General features: G+C 73.5%; 12 protein-coding genes, 1 pseudogene and 1 riboswitch. Of the genes and pseudogenes, 8 read left to right on the forward strand and 5 right to left on the reverse strand.

All coding sequences use genetic code 11. The features are described 5' to 3' along the window. Nucleotides 1-41: 41 nt before the first annotated feature. The 4 genes from JL106_RS04965 (at nt 42) to JL106_RS04980 (ending at nt 5,408) form a co-directional block, all read left to right on the forward strand. Nucleotides 42-833 (forward strand): CPBP family intramembrane glutamic endopeptidase, encoded by a 792-nt coding sequence (locus tag JL106_RS04965; RefSeq protein ID WP_205259595.1) that lies wholly within the window; start codon nt 42-44, stop codon nt 831-833. 326 nt (nt 834-1,159) lie between these two features. After that, a complete protein-coding gene (locus JL106_RS04970) occupies nt 1,160-1,747 on the forward strand; it encodes a TetR/AcrR family transcriptional regulator (RefSeq protein WP_205259596.1) in 588 nt (195 codons plus the stop codon). A gap of 160 nt (nt 1,748-1,907) precedes the next feature. Continuing rightward, entirely contained in the window at nt 1,908-4,730 is a 2,823-nt protein-coding gene (locus JL106_RS04975) for a helix-turn-helix transcriptional regulator (RefSeq protein ID WP_205259597.1), read from the forward strand. Nucleotides 4,731-4,778: 48 nt separating this feature from the next. Further along, a complete protein-coding gene (locus JL106_RS04980; RefSeq protein WP_205259598.1) occupies nt 4,779-5,408 on the forward strand; it encodes an MBL fold metallo-hydrolase in 630 nt (209 codons plus the stop codon). 386 nt (nt 5,409-5,794) lie between these two features. Here JL106_RS04980 and JL106_RS04985 read toward each other — a convergent pair whose 3' ends face one another. Beyond that, nucleotides 5,795-6,955, reverse strand: a complete 1,161-nt coding sequence (locus tag JL106_RS04985; RefSeq protein WP_205259599.1) for an iron-containing alcohol dehydrogenase — start codon at nt 6,953-6,955, stop codon at nt 5,795-5,797. Nucleotides 6,956-7,109: 154 nt separating this feature from the next. On the opposite strand from JL106_RS04985, the gene JL106_RS04990 reads away from it, so the two are divergent. Continuing rightward, the gene (locus JL106_RS04990) at nt 7,110-8,138 is read left to right on the forward strand and encodes a PHP domain-containing protein (RefSeq protein ID WP_205259600.1); all 1,029 of its coding nucleotides are present in this window, start codon (nt 7,110-7,112) and stop codon (nt 8,136-8,138) included. Between the two features lie 18 nt (nt 8,139-8,156). Here JL106_RS04990 and JL106_RS04995 read toward each other — a convergent pair whose 3' ends face one another. Beyond that, the gene (locus JL106_RS04995; RefSeq protein WP_205259601.1) at nt 8,157-8,471 is read right to left on the reverse strand and encodes a DMT family transporter; all 315 of its coding nucleotides are present in this window, start codon (nt 8,469-8,471) and stop codon (nt 8,157-8,159) included. Between the two features lie 9 nt (nt 8,472-8,480). Further along, nucleotides 8,481-8,547, reverse strand: a riboswitch (guanidine-III (ykkC-III) riboswitch). A gap of 77 nt (nt 8,548-8,624) precedes the next feature. Further along, nucleotides 8,625-9,509, reverse strand: a complete 885-nt coding sequence (locus JL106_RS21530) for a YceI family protein (protein ID WP_205259602.1) — start codon at nt 9,507-9,509, stop codon at nt 8,625-8,627. 214 nt (nt 9,510-9,723) lie between these two features. Between JL106_RS21530 and JL106_RS05005 the strand changes: the two genes are divergently transcribed. The 3 genes from JL106_RS05005 to JL106_RS05015 all read left to right on the forward strand — a co-directional run bounded on the left by JL106_RS05005 (nt 9,724) and on the right by JL106_RS05015 (nt 11,474). After that, nucleotides 9,724-10,287, forward strand: coding sequence for an RNA polymerase sigma factor (locus tag JL106_RS05005; protein ID WP_205259603.1), 564 nt, complete (start codon nt 9,724-9,726; stop codon nt 10,285-10,287). Next, nucleotides 10,287-10,829, forward strand: a complete 543-nt coding sequence (locus JL106_RS05010; protein WP_205259604.1) for a hypothetical protein — start codon at nt 10,287-10,289, stop codon at nt 10,827-10,829. The genes JL106_RS05005 and JL106_RS05010 overlap by 1 nt, the downstream gene beginning before the upstream one ends. A gap of 105 nt (nt 10,830-10,934) precedes the next feature. Beyond that, nucleotides 10,935-11,474 carry a hypothetical protein gene (locus tag JL106_RS05015; protein WP_205259605.1) on the forward strand — a complete coding sequence of 180 codons (540 nt, stop codon included), beginning with the start codon at nt 10,935-10,937 and terminating at the stop codon, nt 11,472-11,474. Nucleotides 11,475-11,635: 161 nt separating this feature from the next. On the opposite strand, the pseudogene JL106_RS05020 reads toward JL106_RS05015, so the two are convergent. Together JL106_RS05020 and JL106_RS20715 are read right to left on the reverse strand one after the other, a co-directional pair. Further along, nucleotides 11,636-12,120, reverse strand: a pseudogene (locus JL106_RS05020) (acyl-CoA dehydrogenase family protein); the annotation flags it as partial. Further along, nucleotides 12,050-12,262, reverse strand: coding sequence for an acyl-CoA dehydrogenase family protein (locus JL106_RS20715; protein WP_236006843.1), 213 nt, complete (start codon nt 12,260-12,262; stop codon nt 12,050-12,052). The gene JL106_RS20715 and the pseudogene JL106_RS05020, both read right to left, overlap by 71 nt. Nucleotides 12,263-12,264 lie beyond the last annotated feature (2 nt).

Consider the following 12,264-nt stretch of genomic DNA (forward strand, 5'->3'; position numbering starts at 1 on the left):
TCCTGACCACGGCCGACCCGGCCGTCCAGCACCATAGGTGGATGACCAGGGGAACGGTGACCTCGCCACGGCACCAACGGCCGAACGGGTCGACGCCGGCGACGAGCGCCGCCCACCGACGCCGGACGCGTCGGCGCCTGCTTGCGCTCGCCGTCGCCGTCGTGCTCCTGGTCGGCAGCAACATCATGGCCAACCGGATCCTTCCGGCGTCGGCGTCCTGGGCGTACGTGCCGTGGAACTTCGGCATGGCGGTGCTGCTGCTGTTCGTGGCCCGGTGGGGTGGCGCCGGCCCGGTCGCCGTCGGTCTCGGCATCCGGCACTGGCACCGCCCGGTCGGCGTCGGCCTGCTGCTGGCCGGTGGCACCGCGGCGATCTTCGCCCTCGGCATGGCCCTGCCGGCCACTCGCGACGCCTTCCTGGACAGCCGGGCCGCGGAGTGGGGCGTCGGCGGCATGCTCTACCAGGTGCTGGTGCGCATCCCGCTCGGCACCGTCGTGCTCGAGGAGGTGGCGTTCCGCGGTGTGCTGCCCGCGTTGATGGGCGCCTCGCCCGCCATCCGATGGCGGTGGCTGCCGGTGCTCGGCGCCTCGACCTGCTTCGGGTTGTGGCACATCCTGCCGTCGATCGGCATCAACCAGGGCAACGCGGCGGTGGCCTCCGTGCTGGGCGGCAACCAGTTCGTCACCTCGTTGCTGGCCGTGCTGTCCATGATCGTGGCCGGCGTGCTGATGTGCGCGCTCGCCCGGTTGGGCAAGGGCGTCAAGACGACGATGCTGCTGCACTGGGCGACCAATTCGCTGGGCTTCGTCGCGGCCTGGTTGATCATGCGCTGAGCGGCAGGACCCCGCGATCGACCTGCGAAATCACCCGTTCGCCACCCACCGATCGTGATCACACCCGTACCCGATCCGTGATTGATGCATTACTTTCCGTAGCACAGCCCGGGTCCCCCGGGTGATCGGCCGCACCGGTCGGCTCCTCATCCGAGGGAGCGTCGCGGTCCGGGGACTCGACTCGAGCCCAGGGGCGCTCACTGCAGTCAGGTGCAGCCGCGCCAGCACCAGACACGGTGGGTGGATCGATGAGCAACCCGGCACAGACCATGGCGAGTCGATCCCCGCTCCCCCCGGCTCCCTCCCGCCGACTGACGGTGGCGGACGTGGTCACCGTGGGTCTGGACCGGCGCCGGGTCGGCAAGCGTCAGCACATCTTGTCCGCCGCCCGCGACCTGATGCTGCGGGACGGACCCAGGTCGGTCACCATCGCGGCCACCGCGCACCGGGCGGACGTCTCGGTGCCAACCGTCCGCAAGCACTGGCAGACCCGGGACGAACTGGTCGGCGACGTCCTGGACTACTCGCGGCGGACCGATCCCCGCGCGGCGGCGGCCACCGACGCCGGGCGGTTGTTCGACCTGCTGTGGACCTTCGCCGAGCAGCTCATCCCGGACGGCCCGCCCGGGACCGGTTCCGCCGGGGCACTGGCGGAGCTCATCGGCCGGGCTCCGCGCAACTCGATCAGCGCCGACCACCTGCGCGGGTTCGTCACCGCCCAGGAGCGTCGGGTGGCCGCCGTGGTCGGCAACCGGCAGCCCGTCGACGCCCTGCTGGTCGCACGGCTGCTCGGGCCGATCGTCTACCAGGCGCTGGTGGCCCGTGGCGAGATCGGGAACGCCCTGCTCGGGCACCTGGTGCTGCTGGTGATGGATCCCGAGGCGGGCGTCAAGCGCACTCGCCGCCCCAGCTGACCCGGATCGAGCGCAGGCCCGGACGGGACACGGTGATCACCGAGCGGAATCGGGCTTTCACCCGCATGATCATCCATGACGCGGACGCACCTAGGCTCATTGCCTGTCCTGCCGGTCGAGGGCCGTCCGCGAACGGGACGTCGACGCGGAGGACGCGCAGATGGACGAGGCATCGGTGGGGGACGCGACCCCTGCCGCGGGTGCACCGGCCGATGCCCGTCGGTCCACCGCCGAGCGACGGAACGGGACCCACGATCCGCACTCCGGCGGGAACGGCACCGGCAACGACACCGGCGCACCGACGGGAACGGGCCTCTGGCGCCCGGCCGGACGTGAGCTGCGCATCCCGGTGATCCCCCGCCCGCGGCTGGACGCCCGGCTCGACGGTCTGGGCCCCGTGCGGGTGGCGGCGGTGGTCGGCGCCCCGGGGGCGGGCAAGACGATCGCGGTGGCCGGCTGGGCCTGGCGGCGCCGGATGCCGACCGTGCACGTCGCGGTGGACGGCGCCGGGGATCCGCGCACCCGGGTGTGGGACGCGGTGGAGAGCCGGCTGCGCCGGTGGTCCCGGGAGCCGTCCCCCGACCCGGAGACGCCGTTGACACCGGGCGCCGGGGAGTCCGCCGCGGCCTTCCGCCGCCGACTGGGCGACCGGGTCGGCGCCGCCGTGCGCAGCCGGACGACGGCGGGGCCGGTGCTGGTCATGCTCGACGACTGGCGCCATCCGCACCCCGAACTGGTGGACGATGCGCTCGCGGTGCTGGACGCGGTGCCGGACCTGCGGGTCGCCCTCATCGGCAGTGCGGTGCATCCGCTGCACCACCGGCCCGAGGTCGACCGGGTGGAACTGCTCGGCCAGGACCTGGCATTCGACCGCGACGAGCTGATCGTGCTGCTGGCCGCGGTCCGTGCCGCCGACCAGACCGATCACGACACCGGGTCCGCCCCGACCGACGTCCAGCTGCGGGTCCAGGCCGAGGCACTCGAGAGCGCCACGGCCGGCTGGCCCATCGCCGTCACCGCCACGCTGCTGCGCTCCGGACCACAGGAACTGTCCGCGGACGCCTGGGCCAACGATCAGCTGGCCCACCTGGGCGACGCGGCCATCCACCGGCTGGCCGAACGGACGGTGTTGCCGGTGCTGAGCGAGCGGGGCCTGCGGGCCTTCACCCGGCGGATCAGCGTCCTGGACGAGATCACCCATGAGGCGGCCGCGGCGGTCGCCGACGTCCCGGACGCCGCCGCCCGGCTGTCCGAGCTGGAGGACCTGGGCCTCATCGTGGCCAACGCGTCCACCCGCCCGACCCGGTGGTGTCTGTCGGCGGCGTTGCGGTCGGTGCTGCAGCAGGACGCCCGGCACGCCGACCCCGACGGTGCGCGGGAGGCCCACCGCGCCGCGGGCCGCTGGTTCCGCCGGACCGGGGCGGTCCGCCCGGCGCTGGAGCACTTCGCCGCGGCCGAGGACTGGCGGGAGGTCACCGACCTGGTCGTGGCCGCCTGGCCGGCCCTGGCCGCCGCCGGACTGCCGCGGACCCGGGCGCTGCTGTCCCAGGTACCGGAGGACCTCATCCGCGACAACGTGCCGTACCTCGGCGCCGTCGCGCTGCTGGACCGGCAGCCCCCGGTCAACGAGCAGTCCACCCACGCCATCGGTCAGACACTGGCCGCAGCGGCGGACGGCGACGAGCCGCCGCTGCACCGGTTCATCCGGATGCTGGCCCGGCTCACCTGGGCCAACGTCCAGCACGACACCCCGACGGCCCGGCGGCTCATCGCCGAGGGCGACGCCCTCATCGGGTCGTTGCCACCGCTGCCGGCGGCCACCAACTTCGTACCGAACTTCCGCCTCTCCCGGGGGTTCGCACTGTTCGGCGCGGGCGACCGGACCGAGGCGCTGCAGTCCAACGAGGCGGCCTGGTCGGTCGCCGATCAGGTGGGCCTGACCTCGGTCACCGTGCTGGCCGACGGCTACCGGGCGATGATCACCGCGCTGGACGGCGATCTGCCACGGGCCGCCCGGTTCGTCGACGAGGCGGCCCGGACGGCGGACGAACGCGGCTGGTCGGCCACCTCGCACGTGATCCCCGCCCTGCTCGCCCGGGCGCTGATCGCCATGGACCGGGGGGACGTCGACACGGCCGCCGCCCTGCTGGACGACCGGCTCACCGACGCCCGGACCCGCACCCCGTCACTCGGGCCGGCGGGGCACCTGGAGCCGTACCGCACCCTGGCCCGCAGTCGGCTGGCCCTGCTCACCGCGGGCGGCGACCGGGGCATCGAGGTGGTGCTGCCCCCGGGGCCACCGATCCAGACGCCGACCGAGTCGGTGCTGCTGGCCGTGGTCCGGGCTGAGATCCTCGCCGTGCAGGGCGAGCTCGGCCGGGCGCTGACGGTGCTGGCCGGCGCGGCGGACGGTCGGCTGGGCCACGAGGTGTGCGCGGCGCCGGCCCGGGCCCGGGTGCTGCTGCTGCAGGGCGACCCGGCCGCCGCGTCGGCCGCGCTGCGTCCGTGTCTGGAGCGTTCCGACCATCCCGCCGGGACGCTGCTGGAGGCACTGTCGGTCGAGGCCGTCGCCGCGTGGCTGCAGGACCGACCGCGGGAGGCACTCGCCGCGCTGCGGCGGGCGATCGCGCTGGCCGGTGCCACCGGAGCCCGGCGGCCGTTCGCGTTGGTGCCGCACGAGCCGCTGCTGGAGGCGGCCGCGGCGCTGTCCGCCGGCGACGCCGAGCGGCTGCGAGACATGCTGGCGGCGCTGCCCCAGTTGGTGCGCCCCCGGGTCGACGCGGAGTTGAGCCGGCGGGAGCGGATCATCCTGCAGCACCTGGCCACCGGGCGGACGCTGACCTCGATCGCGCAGTCGCTGCACGTCTCGCGCAACACGGTGAAGAGCCAGACCAGTGCCATCTACCGCAAGCTGGGCGTCAGCTCCCGCCAGGCCGCGGTCGAGCAGGCGGTGCGGCTCGGGCTGATGAGCGGTCCGGGCTAGGACCGACCGGACGAGCTCTCGCCCTGGGTTGCTGGGTAGCGTGCAGCGATGCAGCTGACCAAGTTCGGGCACTCCTGTCTGCGCGTCCGGAGCGGGGCGGCCGACCTGCTCATCGACCCGGGCACGTTCTCCGCCGGATTCGAGTCGCTGACCGGGCTGACCGCCGTCCTGATCACCCACCAGCACCCCGACCACCTCGACGTCGCACGGGTGCTGGCCCTGCTGCGGGCCAATCCGCAGGCGCAGGTGATCGCCGACCACGAGACCGCCCAGTTTCTGGACGGTGCCGGAGTGCAGGCCCGGGAGGTCGGACCCGGCACGGTGCTCGACCTCGGTGTCCCGGTCGAGGTGGTCGGCGAGCGGCACGCCGTGATCCACGCCGATCTGGAGCCACAGGCTAACGTCGGCTACCTGGTCGACGACCGGCTGCTGCATCCCGGCGACGCCCTCACCGTGCTGCGCGACCGGGCGGTGGAGATCCTCGCCCTGCCGGTGTCGGCGCCGTGGATGGCGCTCAAGGAGGCCATCGACTACTTCCGTGCGGTCGCCCCGCAGGTGGTGGTCCCGATCCACGAGAAGGTGCTGGCCAACCCGTCCATGCCCTACCAGTTGCTGCAGCGGCTGGGCCCGCCGGCGCGGTGGCTCGATCTGGACGCGGGCGAGCCGACCGACGTCTGAGGCCGGCAGTTCCCGTCGGTCGGGTCGGCACGCCGGACCGCGGGAACTGCCCGGGCATGACCGAACCGCAGGACGAGTCGCCGGAGCGCCGCACCGAGCATGAGCGGGCTGAGGTCGGGTTGACCGATCTCGATCCGAACGAGGTGCCACCGGCTGACGCGCACCGGGTCTTCGGACCCGACGAGCCGGACGTCAGGGCCCGGGCGTCCGCACAGGACACCGGGGAGCACCCGACCGGGCGATCAGGGCAGCAACGACCACCGACGCGTCGCCGTCACCGGCGATCGGCGTCCCGGGCGGCCAGGATCTGATCCGTGGTCACGGTCGAGCCGGTGACCTCGAGCCAGCTGGCCGCATCGCAGCTGTCGGGCACGCACGGGTCACGCTCAGTCCCAGAGCTCGGCGTACAGCCCGACGATCTCCTCGGCCGTCGGCACCCGCGGGTTGTTGCCCGGCGAGCCGGACGCCAGGGCCTGCTCGGCCATCAGCGGCGCCAGCGAGGTCCACCGGTCGCGGTCCAGGCCGAGGCTGGCCGGGGTGGGCACCTCGAGCGTCGCGTTCAGCTCGCGCAGGCCGGCGACGAGGGCCTGCCCGGCGGTGACGTCGTCGGCGTCGGCCGCGGCCACGCCCATCGCGCGGGCGCAGTCGGCGTAGCGGGCCGGCGCCCCGGACAGCGAGAAGGCGGTGACGGCCGGCAGCAACATGGCGTTGGACAGGCCGTGCGCCAGGTGGAAGTGCGCGCCGATCGGCCGGCTCATGCCGTGCACCAGGCAGACGCTGGCGTTCGAGAAGGCCAGTCCGGCCCGGGTGGCCGCGGCCATCATGGCGGCGCGCGCGTCCCGGTCCGCCGGGTCGCGGTACGCGGTGACCAGGTGCCGGCTGATGGCGGTCATCGCCTGCAACGCCCAGGCGTCGGCGAAGTCGTTCGCCTTCCGGCTGACGTAGGCCTCGATGGCGTGGGTGAGGGCGTCGACGCCGGTGTCGGCAGTGAGCCGGGCGGGCATCGACATGGTCAGTTCGAAGTCGACCAGCGACACGGTCGGCAGGAAGGCCATACCGGTGCAGAGCATCTTCTCGTCGCTGGCCGAGTCGGTGACGATGGTGAACCGGGTCGACTCCGAGCCGCTGCCCGCGGTGGTCGGGATGGCGACGACCGGCAGCGACGGCCCGTCGTTGATCACGGGAGCCTTGTACTCGCGCATCTCGCCGGGCCGGGACGACAGGAAGGCGGCAGCCTTGGCCGTGTCGATCGGGCTGCCGCCGCCGAAGCCGACGACCGCGTCGACCTGGTGCGCGCGCAGCAGCTCGACCAGCGGCGCGAGGGACTCGGTGGTGGGGTCGGGACGGGTGTCGGCGAAGACCTCGGCGGTGACGCCGTGACCGGCCAGGTCCGCCGCCATCGCCGCGGCCGCGCCGGTCGACTCCAGGTAGCGGTCGGTCACGATGACCACCCGGCTCCAGGTGTTCCCGGCCAGGATCGGGCCGAGCTCCTTGGCGGCGCCGCCACCGACGCGCAGGATCCGAGGCAGGCACAGAGCGGTGGTCATCGAGGTCGTTCCTCCACGGGGATCGAGGCCGCGCGGCCGGTGCTGGTGGGACGGCCGATCCGGCCCGGGCTGCACGCTATCCCGTGTTCCGGCGCGCGGCCGACCGCCGTGGGTGCGGGCGCCCGTGCGGAACCCGCCTCCTACGCTGGGTCCCATGGACCCGGTGACCGCGCTGCGCAGGATCGCCTTCCTGCTGGAGCGGCAGCTCGCCCCGACCTACCGGGTGAAGGCGTTCCGCACCGCCGCACAGATCCTGGTGGCGCTGCCGCCGGGCGAGGTGGAGCGGCGGGTGTCGACGAACTCACTCACCGACCTGACCGGGATCGGCCCCAAGACCGCTGGAGCGGCCCGGCAGGCCGTCCGGGGCGAGGTGCCGGACTACCTGGCCGAGCTGGAGGCCGCGTCGGGACCGCTCACCGACGGCGGCGAGGAGCTGCGCCGCCGGCTGCGGGGTGACCTGCACGCGCACAGCGACTGGAGCGACGGCGGCAGCCCGATCGAGGAGATGGCCGCCACCGCCATGGAACTCGGCCACGACTACTTGGCCCTCACCGATCACTCACCGCGGTTGACGGTCGCCCGCGGACTGACCGCGGAGCGGCTGGAACGGCAGCTCGACGTGGTCGCGGCGGTGAACGAGGCGCTCGGCGCCCGCGACACCGGGTTCCGGTTGCTGTCCGGCATCGAGGTCGACATCAACGAGGACGGCAGCCTGGACCAGAGCGACGAGCTGCTGGGCCGGGTCGACGTCGTGGTCGCCTCGGTGCACTCCAAGCTCCGGTCCGAACCGGCGGCGATGACCGAGCGGATGCTGACGGCGATCGCCGACCCGCACACCGACATCCTCGGCCACTGCACCGGGCGCTTGGTCACCGGCGGCCGCGGTCAGCGCCCGGAGAGCCGGTTCGACGCCGACGCCGTGTTCCGCGCCTGCGCCGAGCGTGATGTGGCGGTCGAGATCAACAGCCGGCCCGAGCGGCTGGACCCGCCGCGGCGGCTGCTGCGGCAGGCCGTCGAACTCGGCTGCCGGTTCTCGATCGACACCGACGCGCACGCCCCCGGCCAGCTCGACTGGCAGGTCTACGGCTGCGAGCGGGCGCAGGAGTGCGAGGTCCCGGTCGAGAAGATCGTGAACACGCTGCCGGTGGACGAGCTGCTGGCGTGGACGCGTCGGGACCGCTGACCGGACCGGAACCGCCCGTCAGTGCGCCAGTTTCAGCCCGACGACGCCGCCGACGATCATCACCAGGAACACGACCTTGAGCGTCGAGACCGGTTCGGCGCCGGTCACCATCGCGTACACCACGGTGAGCACCGCGCCGATCCCGACCCACACCGCATAGGCGGTGCCCACCGGCAGGTCCCGCATGGCCCAGGCCAACCCGGCCATGCTGCCGATGAGCGCGACACCGAAGACGAGACTGGGTGCCAGACGGCTGAATCCCTCGGACTTGCCGAGCGCGGTGGCCCAGACGGCCTCCAGCACACCGGAGATCACCAACACGAGCCAGGACATCACGGCCTCCGCGGGCCGTCTTGTCGCACACCGGGTACGGCACCCATCGTCCGGGGGTCCGGCTCGCGGACCCGGCACCGACAGTCGCACACCCCGGCGCGGTTGGCAACCGGACCGGGGTGTGCGGTCAGAGCGGGCGCAGGTGCGCAGCGATCAGCTCGCCGGGGTGAATTCGACCAGGAACTCGATCTGCCCGGAGTCCTCGACCGAGACGAACCCGAGATCGGGCGCCTCGATGCCGTAGTCGGCGAAGGTGACCGGGACGGTGCCCTGCACGGCGATGGCGTCGCCGCTGCGCTGCGCGTTCAGCGTGACGGTGACCGGCTGGGTGACGCCGCGGATGGTCATCTCGCCGGTGGCCTCGGTGGTGGTGGTCTGCCCGTCGGCCGGCGTCGCCTCCGCGGGCAGCGGCTCGGTCAGGGTGAAGGTGGCCGTCGGGTGGTTGGCCACGTCCATGACGTTGTCGCGGAACTGTCCGTCCCTGGCCCCCGAGTCGGTCGCCACCGACGCCAGGTCCACCACGACCTCGGCGGCGGTGACGGCGCCGCCCTCGACGGTCATCGTCCCGCTCACCTCGGAGGTCCGGCCGCGGACGGTGACGTCCTCGCCGCGCAGCACCTCGTCGACGACGTAGCCGGCGGCACTGTCGGTGCCGACGATCCAGCTGCCGTCGGCGTCCGAGCCCGCCGGCGGGGCGGCGGCCTCGGTGCTCGACGCCGATCCGGACGCGCCCGATCCGGCGGTGGTCGTCGCGGCGGCCTGGCCGCTGGCCGGCGCGGAGGTCGACGCGGAGGTCGACGCGGAGGTCGAGGAGGACGATGAGACGCCCGGCAGGGTGAGCGCATCGGGCTGCCGGGACTCGGTCCAGGAGCGGTAGATCATCGGGCCGAAGATGACGGCCAGCACGGCGAGCAGCAGCACGACGGCGCCGGCGATGAGCCAGCTCCGGCGACGCCGGCGGGGACGGTCCGTCGATGGCGTTCCGGCCGGGCCGGCGCCGCGCGGTGCGGACGAGCCGGAGGTCTGCGGACGGGTCACGGCGTCTCCCCTTCCAGGGCCGGATGCGGTCCGTGCCGAGTATGCCGGGATCGCTGAGCGTTCAAGGTTCAGCCGGCTGTGCTGTTGCTGTGGGTCGACCCAGTCGATCACGCCGCGACGGCGGTCGCGGCCGGCCCCGCAACGCTGCCCGCCTGGCGGACATTGGTCCGGCATGGGGTCCAGGGGGCTGCGACTGGCGGGAGAAGATGCGGCAGTGGTTCCGGAGTCCGAGCGCGCGGCGTTCGAGCAGACGTACCGGACGCACGCCTCGTCCGTGTTCAGCCATTTCCTGCAACGGGGCATGACGCGCACGGACGCCGAGGACCTGACCGCGGAGGTGTTCGCCACTGCGTGGCGACGCCACGGCGAGATCGAGCCCCACCCCGAGGCCGGCATGCTGCCGTGGCTGCTCGGCACCGCGAACAACATGCTCCGGGCGAAGCGCAGGTCGCTGTGGCGGGCCCACCGGGCCCTGGCCAGGGTGGAACGCCCCGCCGACGTCCCCGATCTCGCGCTCGACGTGACCCAGGCCGCCGAGGACCAGGCCCGGCTGGCGGTGCTGATCGAGGTGCTGCGCGGTCTGTCGACCGCCGAGCAGGAGGTCATCCAGTTCTGCGTGATCCGCGGGATCAGCCCGACGGTGGTCGCCCAGGTCACCGGCGAACCCGCCGGCACGGTCCGCTCCCGGCTGTCCCGCGCGCTGGCCAAGGCCCGCGTCCGGTTCGCCGAGCTCACCGATGCTGCACCTGATCCCGGCCGGACCGGAGGGAGTTGGTGATGCACGACTTCGACGCGTTCGCCGGCGAACTGCGCGACCAGCCGCTCGCGCCCGCCGCCCAGGAACAGCACCTGGCCCTGCTGCGGTCGCTGCCCGACCCCGGTGAGCGGCCGGTCACGCCCGCCGCACGACGACGCCGCGGCCGCGTCATCGGCGGCCTGGCCATCGGGGCAGTGCTGGCCGTCGGCGGCGGCACCGCCGTGGCCATCGGGGCATTCAGCACTGCCACCGACACGGCCACCGGCTACTGCTACGCCAGTGCCGATCTCGACGAGTCGGTCACCAACCGGATGGAGTTCGCCGCGGCCGGCACTCCGGACCGGCCCGAGGACGCCTCCGCGGTCGCTCTGGACGTCTGCGCCGCGTACTGGCGCTCCGGCGTCTTCGCCGGGGGCCGGGGCGACCCGGACCGCGCCCCGACCGGCGGCTCCGCCCCGGTCCCGTCGCTCGTCGCCTGCGTGCTGCCCGACGGCAAGGCCGGCGTCTTCCCCGGCGACGCGACCACCTGTCACGGCCTGGGGTTGAGCACCCTCCGTCCCTGACCGACCCCGATCCGCGATGGGTGATCGGCATCACAGCCCGGACGTGCAGCGCCGACCGCTGTGCGGACAGAGAGGGGCGACTGATCGTTCGGACGAAGGAGTCCCGTGCCCCACCTGCCGCGCTCTGTGCGCACCGCGCTGTCCGCCCTCGCGGCCGCCTCCGTCGCCCTGGTCATGCTCGTGCTGACCGTCCCCGCCGCCACTGCCGACCCGGTGGTCTCGCCGACCGGCGACTACTGCGCGGCCAACGCCGTCACCGGCACGATCGCCTGTGTCGACGAGTTGCACGACTACCCGGCCGCCCGGGCCGCCGCCCTCGGCACCGACGGCGCCGCACGGTCGGTGAGCCCGACGGCGTCCTACCTGCTCGGCCGGTTCTTCGACAACGACCAGTTCAACACCGCGGCCGGGTTCATCGACTGGTTCGGCTCAGCGCCCTGCACGTCGTCGCTGACCGACATCAACAGCTCGTGGTCGGACACCACCTCGTGGCGCGGACGCATCAGCTCCTTCCAGGGCTACTCCGGCTGCCGGATCCGGGCCTACGAGCTGGCCGGCTACGGAGGCACCTCCCTCGGGTGGGTGGCCTCCAGCGCCAACGTCGGCAGCCTCAACGACCACATCTGGTCGGTCCGCTTCAGCTGACCTGACCCGCTCCCGACCCGCGGACCGCCCACCGGACGGCCAGCGGGTCGACGCGTGACGAGACCGTCCGCGTCGCAACCGTCTCCGACCATCCGGCCGGTGCGGTGGGCCTGGGAACCCCGACTTCCGGGCCCACCGCACGAAGACCCGCCTGTCCGGGATCACGCTCCGGCCAGCCCGAGCTCCCGCGCGATCACCATCCGCTGGATCTCCGAGGTGCCCTCGCCGATCTCCAGCACCTTGGCGTCCCGGTAGAAACGGCCGACCGCGGACTCGTTCATGAACCCGGCGCCGCCGAACACCTGGGTCGCGTCCCGAGCGTTGTCCATGGCCGCGTTCGAGGCGACCAGCTTGGCGATGGCCGCCTGCTGGCGGATCGGCCGGCCGGCCACGAGCGCCGCCGCCGCGGACCGGTACGCCAGTCGGGCGGTGTGCACCCGTGCCTCCATGTCGGCTCCTCGACGTACCGGACCGACTCGTCCACGCACCCCTGGGCCCGGCCGACCGCGATCGCGGCGATGGCGATCCGCCCGTCGTCCAGGGTGGCCAGGAACTGGGGCAGCCCGCGGCCGCGTTCACCCAGCAGATGGTCGGCCGGCACCCGGACGTCGTCGAACCACAACGGGCGGGTGTCCGAACAGCCCCATCGCGCCCATCCGCCGGACGATCGCGTACGGGAACTCGCCGCGCTCGTACAGCGCGCCGATGACCGGCGCGACCTCCGCCCGCGCGAACTGCCGCACCACCGCCCGGAGTTCGGCGTGCTCGTCACTGAACTCGAGGTCCATCC

Source organism: Nakamurella leprariae (assembly GCF_016918035.1).
Taxonomy (GTDB): Bacteria; Actinomycetota; Actinomycetes; order Mycobacteriales; family Nakamurellaceae; genus Nakamurella; species Nakamurella leprariae.